The 19,670-nt window shown below is 39.6% G+C and carries 15 protein-coding genes, 1 tRNA gene and 1 pseudogene; 12 read left to right on the forward strand and 5 right to left on the reverse strand.

All coding sequences use genetic code 11. The features are described 5' to 3' along the window. Nucleotides 1-52 precede the first annotated feature (52 nt). From AAEY57_RS04020 to AAEY57_RS04035, 4 genes are all read left to right on the forward strand, one after another. Nucleotides 53-511 (forward strand): Lrp/AsnC family transcriptional regulator, encoded by a 459-nt coding sequence (locus tag AAEY57_RS04020; protein ID WP_008110469.1) that lies wholly within the window; start codon nucleotides 53-55, stop codon nucleotides 509-511. Nucleotides 512-625: 114 nt separating this feature from the next. Further along, entirely contained in the window at nucleotides 626-2,182 is a 1,557-nt protein-coding gene (locus tag AAEY57_RS04025; RefSeq protein ID WP_350606494.1) for a SulP family inorganic anion transporter, read from the forward strand. A gap of 258 nt (nucleotides 2,183-2,440) precedes the next feature. Further along, nucleotides 2,441-3,514, forward strand: a complete 1,074-nt coding sequence (locus AAEY57_RS04030) for a sensor histidine kinase (RefSeq protein ID WP_008110465.1) — start codon at nucleotides 2,441-2,443, stop codon at nucleotides 3,512-3,514. Continuing rightward, a complete protein-coding gene (locus tag AAEY57_RS04035; protein ID WP_008110464.1) occupies nucleotides 3,511-4,335 on the forward strand; it encodes a LytR/AlgR family response regulator transcription factor in 825 nt (274 codons plus the stop codon). The genes AAEY57_RS04030 and AAEY57_RS04035 overlap by 4 nt, the downstream gene beginning before the upstream one ends. A 62-nt stretch (nucleotides 4,336-4,397) precedes the next feature. Here AAEY57_RS04035 and pyk read toward each other — a convergent pair whose 3' ends face one another. Then, nucleotides 4,398-5,834, reverse strand: coding sequence for a pyruvate kinase (gene pyk, locus AAEY57_RS04040; RefSeq protein WP_008112452.1), 1,437 nt, complete (start codon nucleotides 5,832-5,834; stop codon nucleotides 4,398-4,400). A gap of 350 nt (nucleotides 5,835-6,184) precedes the next feature. Between pyk and gnd the strand changes: the two genes are divergently transcribed. Next, nucleotides 6,185-7,558 carry an NADP-dependent phosphogluconate dehydrogenase gene (gene gnd, locus AAEY57_RS04045; protein WP_008112454.1) on the forward strand — a complete coding sequence of 458 codons (1,374 nt, stop codon included), beginning with the start codon at nucleotides 6,185-6,187 and terminating at the stop codon, nucleotides 7,556-7,558. 67 nt (nucleotides 7,559-7,625) lie between these two features. Here the strand turns inward: gnd and ansA are convergent, their stop codons facing one another. Then, nucleotides 7,626-8,636 carry an asparaginase gene (ansA, locus tag AAEY57_RS04050; protein ID WP_008112456.1) on the reverse strand — a complete coding sequence of 337 codons (1,011 nt, stop codon included), beginning with the start codon at nucleotides 8,634-8,636 and terminating at the stop codon, nucleotides 7,626-7,628. 70 nt (nucleotides 8,637-8,706) lie between these two features. Continuing rightward, nucleotides 8,707-10,572, reverse strand: coding sequence for a signal peptide peptidase SppA (sppA, locus tag AAEY57_RS04055; RefSeq protein WP_350606499.1), 1,866 nt, complete (start codon nucleotides 10,570-10,572; stop codon nucleotides 8,707-8,709). A 322-nt stretch (nucleotides 10,573-10,894) separates the two neighbouring features. On the opposite strand from sppA, the gene AAEY57_RS04060 reads away from it, so the two are divergent. From AAEY57_RS04060 to bamJ, 6 genes are all read left to right on the forward strand, one after another. Then, a complete protein-coding gene (locus AAEY57_RS04060) occupies nucleotides 10,895-12,856 on the forward strand; it encodes an oxidoreductase (protein WP_350606501.1) in 1,962 nt (653 codons plus the stop codon). A gap of 395 nt (nucleotides 12,857-13,251) precedes the next feature. Continuing rightward, nucleotides 13,252-13,800: an NAD(P)H nitroreductase gene (locus AAEY57_RS04065; protein ID WP_008112461.1), complete on the forward strand. Its 549-nt coding sequence runs from the start codon at nucleotides 13,252-13,254 to the stop codon at nucleotides 13,798-13,800. 203 nt (nucleotides 13,801-14,003) lie between these two features. After that, nucleotides 14,004-14,381: a hypothetical protein gene (locus tag AAEY57_RS04070; protein WP_024601029.1), complete on the forward strand. Its 378-nt coding sequence runs from the start codon at nucleotides 14,004-14,006 to the stop codon at nucleotides 14,379-14,381. A 92-nt stretch (nucleotides 14,382-14,473) separates the two neighbouring features. Then, nucleotides 14,474-14,564: transfer RNA gene (locus AAEY57_RS04075), tRNA-Ser, on the forward strand. Between the two features lie 114 nt (nucleotides 14,565-14,678). Next, on the forward strand, nucleotides 14,679-15,002 hold the full coding sequence (locus tag AAEY57_RS04080; protein ID WP_350606510.1) for a hypothetical protein: 324 nt from the start codon (nucleotides 14,679-14,681) through the stop codon (nucleotides 15,000-15,002). Nucleotides 15,003-15,071: 69 nt separating this feature from the next. After that, nucleotides 15,072-15,689 (forward strand): BamJ family beta-barrel-assembly machinery protein, encoded by a 618-nt coding sequence (bamJ, locus tag AAEY57_RS04085; RefSeq protein ID WP_008112467.1) that lies wholly within the window; start codon nucleotides 15,072-15,074, stop codon nucleotides 15,687-15,689. Between the two features lie 79 nt (nucleotides 15,690-15,768). On the opposite strand, the pseudogene AAEY57_RS04090 reads toward bamJ, so the two are convergent. Both AAEY57_RS04090 and AAEY57_RS04095 read right to left on the reverse strand, forming a co-directional pair. Then, a pseudogene (locus tag AAEY57_RS04090) lies at nucleotides 15,769-18,158 on the reverse strand (TonB-dependent receptor). Between the two features lie 173 nt (nucleotides 18,159-18,331). Further along, entirely contained in the window at nucleotides 18,332-18,721 is a 390-nt protein-coding gene (locus tag AAEY57_RS04095; RefSeq protein WP_008112471.1) for a YkgJ family cysteine cluster protein, read from the reverse strand. Between the two features lie 208 nt (nucleotides 18,722-18,929). Between AAEY57_RS04095 and AAEY57_RS04100 the strand changes: the two genes are divergently transcribed. After that, nucleotides 18,930-19,355 carry a tetratricopeptide repeat protein gene (locus AAEY57_RS04100; RefSeq protein ID WP_008112472.1) on the forward strand — a complete coding sequence of 142 codons (426 nt, stop codon included), beginning with the start codon at nucleotides 18,930-18,932 and terminating at the stop codon, nucleotides 19,353-19,355. The last annotated feature ends 315 nt before the right edge of the window (nucleotides 19,356-19,670 follow it).

The raw sequence follows: 19,670 nt of genomic DNA on the forward strand, positions 1-19,670 counted from the left end.
TTTTAAAAAGGCTGTATAATTTAACCAATTTATTAGATAAATAAGAAATAAAATGTCTCTAAATCACGTAGATCGCCAAATATTGGCACTTTTACAACAAGATGCAAGTTTATCAACTGCTGAGATTGCAGACAAAGTCGGACTTTCTCAGTCTCCTTGTTGGCGTCGTATTGCTAAATTAGAACAAGATGGCTACATCAAAAGTAAAGTCGCATTGCTTGATGAAAAAAAGCTGGGCTTTGATATGTTGGTTTACGCCCATGTACGTTTATCAAACCATGGTAAAAAGAATTTAGCTGAGTTTGAAAAATTAATACTTAGCTATGATGAAGTGACTGAATGTTACACCATGGCTGGCACTATGGACTTTATGTTGCGTATTATTTCTCAAGGCATAGAAGGTTATGAGCACTTTGTACGCGATAACTTGCTTAGCTTAGAATATGTACAAGAGGTTCATTCTAATGTGACCATGACGTGTGTTAAACGAAGCACGGCACTGCCACTTTAAACTTTACTAAGCAGCTAAAAACACACAGGCTGAATTAACTATAATTGTGAAATGAGCGCTAATTTGATAAAATCTAGCGCTTTTTTTGTTAGCGAAATAAAACTGAGGAACTCAATGTTTAACTTACTCAGCAGAGCGCCAAGCTCTGCTAAAAACGATATTCTCTCTGGATTGACAGTGGCACTTGCCTTGATCCCAGAAGCTGTTGCATTTGCCTTTGTTGCAAATGTAGAACCTCTTGTTGGTTTATACGCCGCATTTATTGTGGGCTTAATTACGGCTATTTTTGGTGGTCGTCCGGGTATGATTTCGGGTGCAACCGGTGCATTAGCGGTTGTGATGGTAAGTTTAGTACTTGATCACGGAGTGGAATACCTATTTGCCACTGTGTTGCTGATGGGACTACTACAAATATTGGCTGGGGTATTTAAGCTCGGTAAATTTATTCGTATGGTTCCGCATCCTGTTATGCTCGGTTTCGTTAACGGTTTAGCGATTGTTATATTTTTAGCCCAGCTTGGACAGTTTAAAGTGCCTGATGGTGCTGGCGGCCAAATGTGGATGACGGGCAGTGCGCTTTACATCATGTTAGGTTTAGTGGCGCTAACGATGGCAATTATTCACTTTTTACCAAAATTAACTACCGCAGTGCCTTCATCACTGGTTGCTATTGTTACTGTAACGGGTTTAGTGATTGGTCTTGATTTAGAAGCGCGTACAGTACTTGATTTCTTAAAAGGCATGACAGGAAATGAAGCTGCAACCATTGCCGGTGGCTTACCACAGTTTCATATTCCTATGGTCCCTTTTAACCTAGAAACACTACAAATTATCTTTCCATATGCGCTTATTCTTGCAGCAATTGGCTTAATTGAATCGCTGTTAACGCTAAGCTTGATTGACGAAATTACAGAAACCCGTGGCCATTCTAATAAAGAATGTATTGGCCAAGGTGCGGCCAACGTCACATGTGGTTTCTTTGGTGCAATGGGTGGCTGTGCCATGATTGGCCAATCTATGATCAACATTAATTCAGGTGGGCGTTCGCGTTTATCAGGTATTAGTGCAGCATTGATGTTACTTGCATTTATTATTTTCGCTTCAAGCTTAATCGAAATGATTCCACTGGCCGCATTAGTTGGGGTTATGTTTATGGTGGTGCTGGGTACGTTTGAATGGACGAGTTTCAAAATGATGAAACGCGTGCCTTTATCTGATGCTTTTGTAATTGTATTAGTTTCGGGTGTAACGGTTATTACCGACCTTGCGATTGCGGTGTGTGTAGGTGTTATTGTCTCTGCGTTAGTGTTTGCATGGCAGCATGCAAAACATATTTACACAACTAACTATATTGATAAAGAAGGTTCAAAAGTGTATGAGCTACATGGGCCTTTATTTTTTGGTTCGGTTAAAAACTTTGCTGATTTATTTGATGTTAAGAATGACCCTAAAGATGTGATTGTTGAGTTTAAATACAGTCGCGTTGCGGATCATAGTGCGATTGAGGCCATCGACAGCTTAGCTGACAAATACAATAAAGCGGGTAAAAAGCTGCACTTGCGTCACTTAAGTAAAGACTGTACAGAACTACTTCATAAAGCACGTGACTTAGTTGAAGTGAACGTAATTGAAGATCCGACTTATAAAGTTGCTTCAGATAAGCTTGCTTAAAAAATAAAAGTAAACATTGATAAGCGAAAGGTGAATTCCTTTCGCTTTTTTTATGCGCTTTAAACCATCCGCAAGGGGTAATTGCAACACGAGTTTTAGCCTGTTCAACGTAACAACTAAACCAGAACTGAACATCCATCCTGCATTTATTTAATTTATTGTTTGCGATAGGGCTATTAAAAAGTAAGACAGTTGGTAGTGCTATACCTGACGATAAATCGATATAATAGTCACAAATTTACAAGGTAATAATTAATTTTGAATTGGCAGTCTTTAATTGATAACAGACAACGTTTTTTCTGGCTTTTGCAAATTGCAGGCTGGATAGGTTATGCGTTAGTTAACTATATTGGTTCTAAAGTATTCGAAATGCGTGATATTTACGTATTCGTTATTTTACTAAACGCCTATGCGGGCTGTTTAATGACTGTGCCTCTGCGTTATATTTATCGCAAAATTTGGAATGCCTCACCTTGGGTATTAATTATTGTTGTATTTGGCGCCTCTTATATAACCGGTACATTATGGGCCGTGGTGCAAAAGTTTAACCTGTGGGAAATTTATCGCCACGGATACCGTCCTGAAGAATGGTTTTATTATTTACAACAAGGACTTGATTCTGTTTATATTATTTTGTGTTGGAGTGGTTTGTACTTTGGGGTTAAGTATTACCAGTTATTACAAAGTGAACGTCAAAAAGCCTTAAAAGCGACCACAATGGCGCACGAAGCGCAGTTAAAAATGCTTAGATACCAGCTAAATCCTCATTTTCTGTTTAATACGCTCAATGCAATATCAACCTTAGTTTTGGTAAAAGAAAATAAAGATGCTAACTTGATGGTATCTAAATTGAGTGACTTTTTACGCTATACGCTTAATACTGATCCAATTAAAAAAGTGCCGCTGGAGCAAGAGTTACATGCATTAATGCTCTATTTAGAAATTGAACGTGTACGTTTTGATGAGCGCTTACAAGTTAATGTGGACGTGAGTGAGCAGGCCAAACAAGCATTAGTGCCAAGCTTAATATTACAACCGATCATCGAAAATGCCATTAAGTACGCCATTGCCCATATGTCAGAAGGTGGTGTTATTGATATAAAAGCGCAAGTTTTTGCTAATGAATTATTACTTGAAGTGGGCGATAATGGGCCTGGCACTGATATTGAAAATGGTCAGTTAGTTAATGCACAAGGCGTAGGGGTGGCAAACACCCGAGACAGATTAAAAACGCTCTACGAAAATAATTACTCGTTTGTATTATCACATAATACGCCAAGTGGATTAAAAGTTAATCTGCGAGTCCCGTTTGAGAAGGCTGTGAAGAAATGACAAGAATAAAAACGCTTATTGTTGATGATGAACCATTAGCACGTAAAGGTTTAGCCGTCAGGCTTGAAGAGTTTTCTGATATTGAAGTGATCAAACTGTGTAGCTCAGGTTTTGATGCGATTGAAAGTTGTAAAAACGAAAAAATTGATCTTGTCTTTCTTGATATTCAAATGCCTGGTATGAACGGTTTTGAAGTCGCACGTGCTTTAAGTGAAAGCAGTAAAGATTTACCTGCCATTGTGTTTGTTACGGCGTTTGATCACTTTGCTGTTAAAGCATTTGAAATTCATGCTTTAGATTACATTTTAAAACCCGTTGATGATAACAGATTAAAACAGGCGGTAGAAAAAGTGCATACCTATTTAAAAACTCAGCAGGATAACGCCCATAAGAAAAAACTAGCGAGTTTCGTAGCAGGGATAACAGGCAATAACTGCGAAGAAATTTTAAAGAAATTGGCCACAGGCGATACCCTTACAGATCGTCGTTATCCTGAGTCATTGGCCGTAAAAGAGCAGGGCGAAATTGTCAGAGTACCCGTTGCTACTATACAGTGGGTAGATGCGGCAGGTGATTACATGTGTCTGCATTGCCAAGATGGGCAAACGCATATATTACGTAAAACCATGAAAGAGCTTGAACAAGAATTAGATCCAAGCTTATTTGTACGTGTTCATCGCAGCGCGATTGTTAACACCAAACAAATTAGCAAGCTGGTAACTCAGGTTAGTGGTGAATATTTATTAGTGTTAGATAACGGACAAGAGCTTAAAGTAAGTAGAAGTTACCGTGATAAAGTAAAAGCAGCACTGGCTAGCTAATTTTAATAAATAACATAAAAAAACGCGAGCTTTTAGCTCGCGTTTTTTTATGCGCGTTACAGTTACGAAACCGTGACTATTTTCATCGTGTTGGTTGCACCAATCGTTTCCATCGCATCACCGTGGGTAATAATCACGGTATCGCCTGCTTGTAAAGAGCCTGCGGCTACAAGTGTGCTTAATGCATCTTTAACCATGCTATCTTTTTCACATTTTGTAGAGTCAAAAAATACAGGGTAAACACCACGATACAGTGCTGTTTGACCTAATGTACTTGCATGACGTGAAAGTGAATAAATAGGCAGTCCAGAGCTAATTCGCGACATCAATTTTGCCGTGCTACCCGACTCAGTCAAGGTGATAATCGCTTTAACAGAGTCTAAGTGGTTAGCTGCATACATAGCTGATAAGGCAATTGATTCGGCATTAGAAGAAAAACGGCTGTCTAAACGATGTTTAGAAACGTGTGTTTCTTTTTGCGACTCAGCACCTAGACAAACACGCGCCATAGTAGCAACGGTTTCTTCCGGGTAATCACCAGCGGCTGTTTCAGCAGAAAGCATCACTGCATCTGTGCCATCAAGTACCGCATTGGCAACATCCATAACTTCTGCACGTGTTGGCATAGGGTTATCGATCATCGATTCCATCATTTGCGTAGCGGTTACAACGGTACGGTTCAATGAACGAGCACGACGAATAATGAGTTTTTGTTTACCCATTAGTGCAGCATCACCAATTTCAACACCTAAGTCGCCACGGGCAACCATAACAGCGTCAGAGGCTAAAATAATGTCATCAACTGCCTCTTGTGTTTCTACTGCTTCAGCACGCTCAATTTTAGCTAAAAGCTGTGCATTAGAGCCTGCAGCCTCCGCTAATGAACGCACATAACGCATATCATCGCCACTGCGAGGAAAAGAAACCGCAATGTAATCAACGCCAATTTCAGCAGCAGTGATTAAATCTTCTTTATCTTTTTCCGTAAATGCAGGTGCCGTTAAGCCTCCACCTAAACGGTTAATCCCTTTATTATTAGAAAGTACGCCGCCAACAGTCACAATGGTATGAACTAAGTGACCTTCAACACTTTCTACGGTGAGTTGAATTAAGCCATCGTTTAATAGCAATAAATCACCAGGGGCAACATCTTGTGGTAGCTCTTTGTAGTCAATACCGACGGCGTTAATATCGCCTTGGCCTTTTTCCATTTTGGCATCAAGAATAAATTTTGCACCAACAGATAAGGTCACTTTACCTTCTTTGAAGGTTGAAACGCGAATTTTTGGGCCTTGTAAGTCAGCGAGAATCGCGATGTGCTTACCAAGTTTAGTTGCAATATCTCGAACAGCTTGTGCACGGTCTTTATGATCTTGTGCAACACCGTGTGAGAAATTTAATCGAACGACATTTGCGCCTGCACGAATAATTTTTTCTAAGTTATTATCTCTATCTGTTGCAGGTCCAAGTGTCGCGACTATTTTTGTACGTCTTAACATTAAATTCTCCTGTGTGCTTTTTTTAAGCAAGTTGACGGTTATTTTGTTTTTAGCGATTACTAATAAAGAGCAATCTTTAGTTTTATGCAATTTTTATAACATTGCGACTATTATATACAAAATGAATATGTCATCATTATGACACCGGTGTCACAGGGCGTCAATGATCTAAAAATTTAAATAGCACTGCTATTTCTTCCCCTGAGAGGGCGGTTGTTTGATATAATTGCGGCGTTTATTTTAACTGTAATAAATGCATGTAGCTTTGCTCATGGCTGCGGTCTGAGTATAATGCACGCGGTATTATTTTAATTTACTAACCAAATAGTTGTTACCGAGGAGGGCACTAAATGCAAGTTGCATTAGTAGGGTTAGGCGTTATGGGGAAAAATCTTGCCCTGAACTTGATTGAAAAAGGGATAACGCTTGTCGCTTATGACAAAAACCCAAATGCGGGTGAAGAATTACTAAGTTGTGCTAAATCACAAGGCATGGCTGATAAACTTCACATTGTCTCTGATCTAGGGGATATGGTTAGGCGTTTAGAAGCACCACGTTCTATTTTATTACTTGTGCCTGCTGGTGAGTTAGTTGATGCGGTTTGCAACGAGCTTATTGAAGCGGGTGTTCAGTGTAGTGATATTATTGTTGATTGTGGTAACAGTAATTATAAAGACGGTATTAACCGTAAGCTCAAATACCAAGATAAGTTTGAATTTGCCACTATGGGTATTTCAGGCGGTGCCGAGGGTGCACGTCACGGTCCAGCTATGATGGCCAGTGGTTCTGAAGGTGGCTGGGAGCGTGTCGAGCCATGGTTTACAAAGGTTGCTGCAAGCTATAAAGGCGAGTCGTGTTTTGCGCGTGTAGGCCAGTCAGCTAGCGGCCATTTTGTAAAAATGGTTCACAATGGAATTGAATACGCACTCATGCAACTGATTGCAGAAATGTATCAGCTATTGCGTCACGGCACTAATCGCTCACCTAAAGAAATTGCAGAGATATTTAACGAATGGTCTCAAGGGCAGCTAAATAGCTATTTACTGTCAATCTCAAGCCATATTTTATCACTTGAAAATTCGCATAATGTGCCGCTTGTAGATTTAATTGACAATAAAGTAGGCGCAAAAGGCACTGGTTTATGGACAGCACAAAACGCCCTTGAATTAGGTATTGCGGTACCGTCGTTAGTGGCTGCTGTACAAGCTCGTCATTTAACCAATGCGTGTAATACCACTGCCGCACAAGAAATGACGTACAGCGCACAAAATACCACGCAAGTTGATATTGATTTAAACGAGTTAAAAGATGCGTTTACCCTTGCGAGCCTGTTGGCATACCGTCAAGGACTTGCATTAATTAAAGGCGCTTCACGAACTCATCAATGGAAAGTTGATTTAGCGAAAACGCTACAAACATGGCGTGCAGGGTGTATTATCCGTGCTGATTACCTTGATAGTGTAGCGCAAGGCGTTGAGTTTATTGACACGCTTGAAAAAGAGTCATTAGCGATGCGTAAAGTGACTGGCCTAGCCGTTATGACGGGTCTGGCGTTTCCTGTGCTTAGTGCAACACAAACCTACTTAGCAACGCTAACAACACCAAGTAATGGGCACTTAGTTCAAGCCCAGCGTGATTACTTTGGTGAGCACGGCATTAAAACTCACAGTGGTGAAACGTGCCATTTAACTGACTTAGTTGATATTGACGCAAAAGTTCGTTAATAAAATCTAAGTAAACTAAAAAGGGCGCTAAGTAGTGTCCTTTTTTGTTATTCGCTTAACTGATTACTTAACGGGTCAGCTCACCACGCAGGTTATCTTGCATTAAATGGCGAATTGTTTCAATTTCTAGGTTTTGACTAAACAAGTAATGCAGTTTAGTTAAGCATGCTTCTAAGGTCATATCGTAACCGCTGATCACGCCTATGTTTAACAGCGCGTTACCAGTGGCATAACCGCCCATGTTCACTTGGCCTTTTAAACATTGGGTTAAATTAGTAATAATAACACCCCGTTTACTTGCTTCATCTAGAATATCTAAAAACTCAGGGTCTTGTGGCGCATTACCTACACCAAAGCTTAGCAGTACAAGGGCTTTAATATTGCCATTAACTAAGCTTTTTACTACTTCTTTGCTGATCCCTGGGTATAAATACAGCACGCCAATAGCTTGCGGTGTAATAGGGGTAACTTGGAGTTCATTTTCTACATACGGGCTTAATTGCCCTTTGATCAGCTGAATATTAATACCTGAAAGCGCAAGCGGCTCTAAGTTAGGTGAGGCGAATGCATCAAACCCATCTGCATGGGCTTTGGTGGCACGATTACCTCTGAACAACTGATTATTAAAAAATAAGCTGACTTCTGCAATGGGGTAGTTAGCCGCTAAATACATGGCATTAAGGAGGTTAACTTGACCATCTGAGCGTAATTGAGACAGCGGAATTTGTGAGCCGGTCACAATAATAGGTTTAGTTAAGTTTTCAAACATAAACGACAGAGCTGATGCAGTATAGGCCATAGTGTCAGTACCATGCAGTACCACAAAGCCATCGTAATCTTGGTATTTACTTTTTATGTCATCGGCGATGAGTTGCCAATGAGCCGGTGACATATCTGAAGAATCTATAAGTGGGCAGTATTCATGAATATCAAATAATGGCATTTCTTCACGATTAAACTCTGCGTTATTAACCACGGTTTCGGTTAAAAACCCTTCAGCAGGAATATAGCCGCGAATTGATTTTTTCATTCCTATGGTACCGCCAGTGTAAGCGATATAAATGCGTTTACGTTTCATAAAAAAAGCCCAGTAAAAAAACTGGGCTTAGTATAACGCTAACTGCTAATCAATACAGCCTGTTAAGGCACTATTGTGCAACTGTACACTCTAAACAGCGGGCATAAACACCTTGTGGATCGTTATAATCTTTTAGGTTTTCTACTTCACTGCTTAATTGTTTAATAACACTTTGCAGATTAGCTTGGCTGGCTAATACTGCTGTTTTTTGTGTTTCAAGCCCAAGTACTGATTTTACGGCGGCACTGCCGAAGATATCTTGAAGCATTTTTTCTTGTGGGCTAAGCGATTGCTTAATTGTTTTAACGTCATAATAGTTAAGCTTTGCAAGCTCAGCAGCTGCTTTAATCGCATCTTGTTTATTACCAAGTTTATCAACTAAACCAAGCTCTTGTGCTTGAGAGGCAATCCATACCCGGCCTTGGGCAATTTTATCAACTTGCTCTGGGGTCATATTACGTGCCTCAGCAACCACATCTAAAAAGCGTCCATACGCTTCTTCAACACTCATTTGAATAACTTTAGCCATTTTCTCGTTAAGTGGGCGAGTGATTGAAAAACCTGCCAATTCGGTGGTTGCTACGCCATCTGAATACACGCCTATTTTAGCGAGGGTATCTTCAAATGTCATAAAGGTACCAAATACGCCAATTGAACCGGTAATTGTACTCGGTGCTGCCCAAATTTCATTGGCCGCCGATGCAATCCAATAACCGCCTGATGCAGCCACTGAGCTCATTGATGAAATAACGGGTTTACCAGCAGCTTTAAGTGCAAGTACTTCAGCACGAATTACTTCTGAGGCAAACATGCTGCCACCGCCTGAATCTATACGTAAAACCACCGCTTTAACCTTGTCATCAAGTCGCGCTTTGCGAAGGAGGGCTGCAGTTGAATCACCACCAATTTCACCAGCACGGCGTTCACCATCAACAATAGTGCCTTTAGCAACCACAACAGCGACTTTTTCAGTCATAGGGTTATCAAACTCAATAGGCGGTTTTACTAAACTTAAGTATTCACCAAAAGAGACTTGTTTGAATGTTTTTCCATCTTCATTTTCTCCAACCAATTCAATTAATTGTTGGCGAATTTGCTGATTGGTTTTTAATGAATCAACCCATTGGTTATCCAGTGCATATTTACCGGCATCACCATTAGCGGCTTGCATTTTAGCTAAATAAACATCCATTGTTTCATCAAAGTTTGACTCATCAAAAGGGCGCACGGCACTAACATCTTGCTTATATTCATTCCATAAAGCACCTAGCCATACACGGTTTGCTTCTTTAGCTGCCTCTGACATATCGTTTCTGATAAACGGTTCAACGGCCGATTTAAAGGTACCTACACGGAATATATGCTGAGTGACTTCTAATTTTTCTAATGCGTCTTTGAAGTAAAGCGGGTACATACCGTAGCCTTCGATAAGTACACTACCATAAGGATGCATCGCAATTTCGTCTGCATGCGCGGCAATGTAATATTGTGCTTGGGTGTAGTAATACCCTGAGGCAATCACTTTTTTACCGGTTGCTTTAAATGTTTCAAGTGCCTGTGTAATTTGTTTGAGCTTATTTAAATGTGCTTTTGGCATTTCTTGTAAATCAAGCAAAATAGCGCTTATACGCGAGTCTTGTGCTGCTTCATTAATTACTTCAACTACGTCGTCGAGCAATATTTCACTAGGTGAGTCAGCACTGGCCGTTGCATCATTAATAGCGGCTTCAACAGGGTCTATATAGGTTTTTTCTTCGACAATAGGGCCATTAAGGTTAAGTCTAAGAACAGAGCCCTCTTCGACAATAATTTTATCACCGTCACTTGATACCGATACGATAAAAATGACGACCAAAAATAAAAACAATACGTTGAGTATTAAACGACGTGAGAAGTTGATCCCCGTCCATATACCTTTAAATACCTTTGCTATCAAAATAGCTCCTTAAATTGGTACAGCTAAAACGTTATTGCCATCTTAGCGTAGAATATAAATAAATTTAACTGCTAAATCGTAACGAAACATTTATAAATTCAATTACACTTGAGATAAAACACGTGTTTATTTAATAAATAATTACTGAAATTATGGCTGTAGTCACTATTTTTAACTCACGCTATTGGTCAAGATAAACGCAGTCAACAGGTTTTAAGTTAAAAAATTATTAAGTTTAATCTGCTCATATATTGCTTATTGTTGGTCATTAAAGCAGAATTGACTAAATGCACACAGGTTAGACCAGTTATTGGGGCACAGGATGTTAGAACAAAAATTAGAACTAAAACACACACAATTACGCAACCGTTTAGTAATGGGATCAATGCATACCGGCCTCGAAGAGGGATGGCATAATCGTAAACGCCTACGTGCTTTTTATGAAGCTCGTGCTAAAGGTGGCACAGCAATGCTCATTACGGGGGGATATAGCCCTAATCTTCGCGGCAAGTTAACGCCTATTTCATCATCATTTAATAGTTATTATGATGTTTTTAAACACCGTGCTTATACGCAAGCTGTTCATCAACATGGTGGTAAAATTTGCCTGCAGTTATTGCATGCTGGGCGCTATGCCTATCATCCATTCAATCAAGCCCCAAGTGCGATAAAAGCACCGATCAACCCTTATAAACCTAAGGCTATGTCTTTAAGTTCAATTAAAAAAACCATTAAAGATTTTGCTCACTCTGCATATTTAGCAGAAAAAGCTGGTTACGATGGCGTTGAGGTGATGGGCTCTGAAGGTTACTTAATCAATGAGTTTATGGCACCGCATACAAACAAACGAGACGATGAGTTTGGTGGCAGTCTTGAAAACAGAATGCGTTTAGCTGTTGAGATTGTAAAAGCAGTAAGAGCTAAAGTTTCAGATAAATTTCTAATTATTTTTAGACTGTCTGTTATCGATTTAATTCCGAATGGCTCAACTCCTGAGGAAGTAACACAACAAGCTATTGCACTTGAAAAAGCAGGTGTTGATATTTTTAATACTGGCATTGGTTGGCATGAAGCACGGGTACCGACAATTGCAAGCATGGTACCCCCAGGCGCATTTAAAGAAGCGTCAAAGCGGTTGAAAGATGTTATTAGCGTGCCTGTTATTGCCGTAAACCGCATTAATACACCAGAAATTGCCAATGATATTTTAACGGCGGGTGAAGCTGATTTAATCTCTATGGCGCGTCCTTTACTTGCCGATCCTGAGTTTTTTAATAAATACCAAGCGAAGCGCTCTGACCATATTAATATTTGTATTGGGTGTAATCAGGGCTGTTTAGACCACGTATTTAAAGGTAAACGTGCCACGTGCTTAGTTAACCCACAAGCGGGTTTTGAACTTGATTACCCTCTAGAAAAAGCCGCAACAGCTAAAAATGTATTAGTGGTTGGAGCGGGTCCTGCTGGGCTTTCTTCAAGTTGTTACTTAGCGCAAAAAGGTCACAATGTAACGCTTATTGACCAAAAGCAGCATATGGGTGGGCAGTTTAATTTGGCCATGCAAATACCAGGTAAAGAAGACTTTAACCATACATTGGCTTACTTTACCAATGAACTTAAGCGTTTAAACGTCACTATTGAATTAGGTAAAGCATTTGATGATGGTATGCTAAGCCAGTTTGATGATGTGGTTTTTGCCACGGGTGTAAGGCCACGTGAAGCCTCTATAGAATGTAGTGATGACAAACGTGTTTTTGCCTACGATGAAGTCATTCGCGGTGAGGTTGAACTTGGTAACTCGATTGCGATTTTAGGCGCAGGCGGTATTGGTTTTGATATGGTGGCATTTTTAAGTGAACATAAATCACAAAGTATCAGCGACTTTAAAACCCAGTGGGGAATAGAGTGCGATGCTCAGCCTCACAAAGATGATCGTCAACTTTATATGCTTAAACGCAGTGAAGGGCGCTTTGGTGGTGGTTTAGGTAAAACAACTGGTTGGATACATCGTCAAGTTGCTAAACAACATGGCGTTAAGCAAATTGCCAATTGCCAATACCATCGTTTTGATAAAAACGGCCTAACTATCAGTGTTGCTGGCGAAACGCAAGTATTGCCAGTTGATACTGTGATTGCTTGTATTGGCCAAGTGTCTAATGACGAACTATTTAAGGCGCAAGCAGAGAATGCCAAGGTTCATGTTATTGGTGGCGCTAAACTGGCAGCGGCTATTGATGCCAAGCGCGCTATATTTGAAGCTTTACAAGTTGCACGCAGTATTTAATATGCAATTTAAGTAAGTACACGGGTCTGATTATTTTTTAAAGATAGTTAACTTTTAATCAGACCCTTATATTGTTGTTTTTTACCTTACCCCATTCCTTGTATAGCTAATAAAGACGCTATTGCGACTTTTAATGGTGCCTCGGCTACAACGCTTAACTGGCAAAATTAAACCTATAAAGCCCCTCATTAGTTCGACCTAATTATTTACACGCAAAAGGCGAGCGCCACTTTGTAATGGCACAAATACACGGCTATTTGGGTTGCGATATTATTTGTGTGCTTTTTTAACCTAGGTACTTTCTTGATAAGCAAATAATAACAGCGGGGTGCCCATTATATTTTACCCTAAGGGTTTCAATGGTATGCTATTGTTTTGTCTTTTGAGTAATTATAATGGATGCTATTGAGCTTTTATTAACCCGCCAGTCAGATGCAAAACTGACAGAGCCAGGCCCTAATGAAGAACAACTAAACATTATTCAGCAGGCTGGGCTCAGAGTTCCCGATCATGGCTGTATTGCGCCTTGGCAATATATCATTGTTCAAGGGGATGCACGTCATAAGTTGGGTGAAATTTATTATCAAAGCGCTTTGGCCGAGCAGCAAGCTGAAAAAGTAATTAATCGTGCTAAAGAGTTACCCCTTAGAGCACCCATGATCATTATTGCCATTGCAAAATATCAACAACATCCAAAAGTACCAAGAATAGAACAAGTTCAAAGTGCAGGCTGTGGCGTACTGGCTATGCAACAAGCCGCATTTGCACAAGGGCTTGGCGGTATTTGGCGCACAGGTTACTTTGCACAAAGCCCCAGTGTTAAACACGCGCTTAACTTAAACAATGATGATGAAATAGTGGGTTATTTGTATTTAGGGACGCCAGCAGTTGAGTGTAAAAAGTCACCGTGCCATAAACCAGAAAACTATTTTAGTTTTTTGTAGCAATAGGATGAACTTTTTATATTCAATATAGTCATAATTCATTAAGTTAATCGTGTTACACTACCGCGGTTAATATTGTAGCTGCGAGAAGCGCACGGAAGCACCAAACGCAATAAATCTTCTTCAGTTTGTTTTTTAATCGGTTGTTTTTTGGTAATGTATGGAAAGTCTTACCAATAATAACGATAAAGAAGACGCAAATGATGGGAAATTTATTTTTACGTGAAAAAGAAAACTGGTTTGCTTGGTCAATCTGGGGTGTTGTTGGCGCGCTTGCGACATTTTATGTTGCAATGAATACACAAGCAGCTCACTTTATTGCTGCAACTGCGATGGGTGTGCTAGTACTGCTAACATGGTGGATGCAACAGTCTCGACGATTTGATTTTGGCAGAGCCTTTAAAATATGCTGCTATGTTCTATTATTCACCGTCCTACCTTCGTTTGTGTTAGTTGTGATCCCAAGTGATGATTTAAACCGCTTCGATTTGATATTCCAAAGTATTGCATTTTTAACAGCCAGCTTATTGGTATGTTTAGTGTGCTCTTGGATTGCACGTAGGCCTAAACAATATTATTAGTAACTAAAACGGTTAATATTTAACTATTTAGCTGGTTTTATTAAAATAGGACTTTACAAGCTAAGCGTATGATCTTATTATGCGCGCCGTACGGAGAGATGGCAGAGTGGTCGAATGCACCGGTCTTGAAAACCGGCAGGGGTTTATAGCCCCTCTAGGGTTCAAATCCCTATCTCTCCACCATTATTTAAAAAACCGCCTTATTGGCGGTTTTTTGCTATCTGGAGCTTTATCATGTCACAGTCCCCGGAGTTATCCTTTTCTAAACGTTTACTTAAGCACATCCTGCTATGGACTGTGTTTGGTTATTGTTACCAAAGTGCCATATCGTTATTACAAAAAATGGCTATAGATGCTTATCCAGACGATGCACTGATGATGACCTTATTATACGCCGTAGGGTTTAATATTTTATCGGCGCATTTAATCACAAAATACGATCATTTTTGGCCAGTATGGGGCGCGTTTTATATTGGCATTATTGGTTTAGTGGCTGTGCCTCTTTTGCTGGTCGGTGTGGCCGGATTGTTGTCGATGAGCTTACTTGTTGTAATTTTGCTCAGTTTACCTGTATGTACCTTTGCTATTGGTTTAATTAAAGAAAAACTCAATAAAAACTAGCCCCAAACGGCTTTTATTTTGTGATAGCATATACGGGTCTTTTAACTAACAAAACGTGAATAACACATTATGTCAGATAATTTTACTACAGATGCTGAAAAAGCAAGTTACGGTATTGGCTTACAAATGGGTGAGCAACTTAAGGCTAACCCTTTTGAAGGTTTAAACTTAAATTCAGTATTTGAAGGCATGAAAGATGCGTATGCAGGCAGTGCTTTTCAAGTAGAGATCCCTGAAATCCAAGCTGCGTTTGAGAAAATTAACGAAGAGATCCAAGCTCGTCGTGAAGAAGAAGCTAAAGTATTGGCTGCTGAAGGCATTGCATTTTTAGAAGAAAACGCAAAACGTCCTGAAATCACAGTAACTGAGTCAGGTCTTCAGTACGAAGTACTTGCAACAGGTGAAGGCGAGAAGCCAACTGCAGAGTCTACAGTACGTGTTGATTACCACGGTACTTTAGTAAACGGTACCGTTTTTGATAGCTCATACGAGCGCGGTCAACCTGCTGAATTCCCAGTAGGTGGCGTGATCAAAGGTTGGACTGAAGCATTACAAATGATGCCAGTAGGTACTAAATGGCGTTTATACGTTCCTCATGAGCTTGCTTATGGTGAACGTGGTGCCGGTGCTGCAATCGCACCTTACTCAACTCTAGTATTTGACGTTGAGTTACACGCAATTCTTTAATTAGAATTTAGTTGTAAAAAAAACCGCATTCATTATTACGAATGCGGTTTTTTATTGTCTGATTAAAAATGAGCGCGTTTTAAAAGTAGCCTCTAACGCCAAATTGGAAGTTACGTCCAGGAAGAGGTGCCGTATCTTTAATAAATGAACTATGTACAAAACCAAGTTCATCAGTAATGTTATCAACACTTAGGTATAGCTGCGTGTCAACTGCGCCTAAATCAAGTTGATAATTGGCTTGTAAATCAATTAATGTATAGCCATCCGTTGCCGTTTCGTAAGCACTAATATCATTTTGCTCAAAGTAATGGGTTCCTGTTAAGGTAAATTGCGCATTACCTAGGGTATATTGTAGTTCTGAGCCCAATTTATTGGCAGGGATACGTGGTAAATTACCTTCATTATCTTTTAGTTTGGCGCGAGTAGAGTCACCAAATACTTTTACCATGGCGCTGGGGTTTATTTGATAATGTGCATCAAATTCAAAACCATAAAGCTGCACATCTTTACTGGTAAATTGATAAACATCAATTGCATCGCTGTGTCCATTGGCAGCAGACTCAAAGCCATCCATCTCATCAAACACTAATCCGGTGTTTTGTTGATAATAAAAGTTTTTAATATCGTTATAGAAAAAGTTGACGGTGTAGCCAAAGTCACCGCTAAAACGACGTAAACTAATATCAAGATTGGTAGAGGTCTCTTGTTTAATTTCTTCAGGTTCAAAATGCGCTTCTGCCCCTTCAATATGATAGCCCAAGCCAAGCTCATAAGTACCTGTGGCAACATGCAAACCATTAGAGAGTAATTCAGCTGAAAGTGGCGCACGCTCTGAATGTGATAAGCTAACGGCTAGGTTGTGACTTGGCATATACTCCCAAATCGCACCGGCTGAGGCACTTACATTAGTAAAGCTTTGGGTGTAGTTAATAGTCTCATCTGCCGATACAGGTTGTTCATCATGGCTGTGCTGATGTGTATCTACATCACTTTTGATATCATAATCTTCTAGGCGGGCGCCAAGCTCTACGGTGACATCGCCAAATGTGCGTTCTTCAAGTAAATATAACGCATGAGTGGTAGTGACACTTGCAGGCGTAAACGCTTCTTCGCCAATTGCATCGTAATCAGATTCACTATAGTGATAGCCAATCATGCCATGCCATTGGCCTAACTGATGCTCTACATTTAAACGTGCTTCAGTGGTTTCGTTACTAAACGTGGTGCCAATCGCGCCATCTTCAATTTCACTGTGAGTGTAGTCGGTGTAGCCAAGACGAAGATTAATCGATTCAATCCTGTTATCATGAAATGCATAACTTATCAGTCCTTGCCAACGATCTTGCTCTAAATGAGCATAAACGGGAGTTTCTATATGTTCTTCATCCGCATGATCTTCATGATCGCCTTCTTCTTCATGGGCATGACCGTGATCATGTGAATGCCCAGGAATGCCATAATCTGTTTCAATATTGCCGTATGAAAAGCCAACAGTTAAATGCTCACCGACATAGCTGGTACCAAAGTTTACTGTTTCACTGTCGATAAAGGTATTTTCAACTGAAGTGGCTGTTTCTTCATCGCCCTCAATGTGTACTTCACCTTCTTCATGTTCATCCGGTAGGTTAAAGCGAGGCGTTTGATAGTCATCACCACTGCGTTTGGTGCCATCAAAATGAAAATTAAAATTATTGTTGCCTGTTTCTAATTTTGCCGCATAAGTGTTCGCATTTGAAACGGTATCGTGTGTGTATTGTGCCGCTCCCGAGAGTGCGTCAATATTATTGGTTGGAATACGGTTATCAACCACATTTACTACACCGCCAATCGCACCAGAGCCATATAGTAGGGTGCTTGGGCCTCGTAGTACTTCAATTTGTTCAGCGGCTAAGCTATCACTTGATGTTGCGTGATCTGGACCAATACGTGATGCATCACTGCTATCTAAACCGTTTTGAGTAATTTTAACACGAGGACCACCTAGGCCACGAATAATCGGACTTGAAGACACTGGACCGAAATAACTCGCGTTTACTCCTGGTATTCCTTTAAGTGTTTCACCTAGGGTCGGTTTCGCTTTATTTTTTAGTTCATCCCCTGATAGTACGCTTACAGGTGAAATCATTTCTAAGCTATTTTTATGTAGTGCCGAGGCATACACAACCACAGTTTCAACCGAAGACGGCTTTAATGTAACAGTAATTGTATCGTCTACATTCTCAAGCGATATACGTGAATCGATGTAGTTATCTTTACTAATATGTAATTGGCTTTTAGCATCTATATCGATGCTAAACTGACCTTGTTCATTGCTTTTCACGCTTTGTGACTTTCCATGAACATGAATAGTTGCATTAGCAATAGGTTTTTTTTTGAATCTGTTACTGTGCCGTTAATCGTTGCTGCTAGGGCAGAGTGAGAACACAAAACAGACAGTAGCGCTGAGGATATGAGTGTTAACTTTGTCATAATTACTTCGAATCGTGGTTGTTATGTTGTGATATAATATAACACTACAAAATGGCATCATCAACAATGTTATACTATAACTTTTAATTTTGCGTTGAATGGCAAAATAATCGCGTTAAATTTACATTACCAGCTCATTATTACAGATCAGTGCATTTGTTATATTTATTCGCTTAAGAGCGGCTGTCTATCATTAGTATGTCTAATTTTTTTTGTGCTTTGAAAGGATTTTGTTTATCGATTGGTTCAAGCATTTCACAGTCATCGTTTATCATTTCTGAAATTAAACTTGGGTAGTGTCGGCAATCTTGAGGACGGTCATGGTAAATACTGCATGTATATTTATCTTTTTCTTGTGGATATTTTTTACTGCTAAGTACTAAAAATGGGCATTGCGTTAATTGCTCGCCTGTTTTGGGATCAAACCATAACTGATCGTTTTTAACATATTGATATATTTCTGGGTTGAATAACGCCCACATTTCAATTTCATCCTGATTTGTATCTAAATCTGCCGCACCATATTTAGTGCAGCATTTACCGCATTGATTGCAATTTTGCATAGGGTAGGTATTTACTATTGCGACTTAAATTAAGCGTTAAGTGTAGCACTGTAATATCCAGGTTTTTAAATTAAACCTCTGTTTTTATCGCTTATAATACTTTTGTAACAACGCAGCGCTTAATAATAATGTACTATTAGGGAATATATTTCGAATACGATGCCTTTAATAAGTCAAAAAAGGCGCGTTAATAAGGTAGCGAGTAATTATGAATACTAAAGTATACAAAGCGGTTCACGATTTGGCGGAAAAGCTGATGGCAGCGGCTAATAAAAATGATACTAAACAGTTTGAATCTTTATATGCTGAGCTAAAAGCTATTTGTATTGAAAACGAAAATACAGCGAAAGATCACCCTGTTCAGTGGGAAACATTGGCTGATTTCACCGAAGAGCTAGAAGAAGCTATCGAGACTTACGAAAAAGCGTTACAGAAGTCGATAGAAATTAATAACAAAGATCATATGTCGTCTGTTGCCTTTTCTATGGCTACTTTACAGCTTGAGCTGGGTGATAAAGAAGCGGCAATTAAAAATCTGCAAGATGCTAAAATCAGTGCGAATAAAATTGAAGACAAAGAATTAAAATCAGAGATCCATGAGTTATTAGAATCATTGGTTGAAGAAGAAGGCTAGGCAATTTTATAGCCATTATTAATAATCAGCGTCAGTAATAATACCATTGGCGCTTTTTTATTGATAAAAGCAAATTCTGCGTCATTAAATATTTATGCTTAAGTTAAGTCACTAAGCAAATTTTTTGGAGAAAACATGCTAGCGCAAATAGAACAATGGATTGATAAAACGAATAGCGAGTATGTTCATCAAAGAATATGCTGTGATACATTTGTTAGCGAATTTGCTGGCTTTTACCGAGGGCGTTCAGAATTCTGTGTCAGCCTAAGTTGCTAAATATCTAGCACACCATCTAACCTACCTTCGAAGTGGATG

The sequence above is a fragment of the Pseudoalteromonas sp. MER144-MNA-CIBAN-0113 genome (assembly GCF_040308965.1).
GTDB lineage: Bacteria > Pseudomonadota > Gammaproteobacteria > Enterobacterales > Alteromonadaceae > Pseudoalteromonas > Pseudoalteromonas tetraodonis.

Excerpts from the sequence above, each read along its gene's own strand:
- bamJ (WP_008112467.1), top strand. The coding sequence starts at position 15,072 with ATGTCAGATAATTTTACTACAGATGCTGAAAAAGCAAGTTACGGTATT.
- AAEY57_RS04070 (WP_024601029.1), top strand. The coding sequence starts at position 14,004 with ATGGGAAATTTATTTTTACGTGAAAAAGAAAACTGGTTTGCTTGGTCA.
- pyk (WP_008112452.1), bottom strand. The coding sequence starts at position 5,834 with ATGTTAAGACGTACAAAAATAGTCGCGACACTTGGACCTGCAACAGAT.
- AAEY57_RS04095 (WP_008112471.1), bottom strand. The coding sequence starts at position 18,721 with ATGCAAAATTGCAATCAATGCGGTAAATGCTGCACTAAATATGGTGCG.
- AAEY57_RS04100 (WP_008112472.1), top strand. The coding sequence starts at position 18,930 with ATGAATACTAAAGTATACAAAGCGGTTCACGATTTGGCGGAAAAGCTG.
- gnd (WP_008112454.1), top strand. The coding sequence starts at position 6,185 with ATGCAAGTTGCATTAGTAGGGTTAGGCGTTATGGGGAAAAATCTTGCC.
- AAEY57_RS04020 (WP_008110469.1), top strand. The coding sequence starts at position 53 with ATGTCTCTAAATCACGTAGATCGCCAAATATTGGCACTTTTACAACAA.
- AAEY57_RS04060 (WP_350606501.1), top strand. The coding sequence starts at position 10,895 with ATGTTAGAACAAAAATTAGAACTAAAACACACACAATTACGCAACCGT.
- ansA (WP_008112456.1), bottom strand. The coding sequence starts at position 8,636 with ATGAAACGTAAACGCATTTATATCGCTTACACTGGCGGTACCATAGGA.
- AAEY57_RS04035 (WP_008110464.1), top strand. The coding sequence starts at position 3,511 with ATGACAAGAATAAAAACGCTTATTGTTGATGATGAACCATTAGCACGT.
- AAEY57_RS04025 (WP_350606494.1), top strand. The coding sequence starts at position 626 with ATGTTTAACTTACTCAGCAGAGCGCCAAGCTCTGCTAAAAACGATATT.
- AAEY57_RS04065 (WP_008112461.1), top strand. The coding sequence starts at position 13,252 with ATGGATGCTATTGAGCTTTTATTAACCCGCCAGTCAGATGCAAAACTG.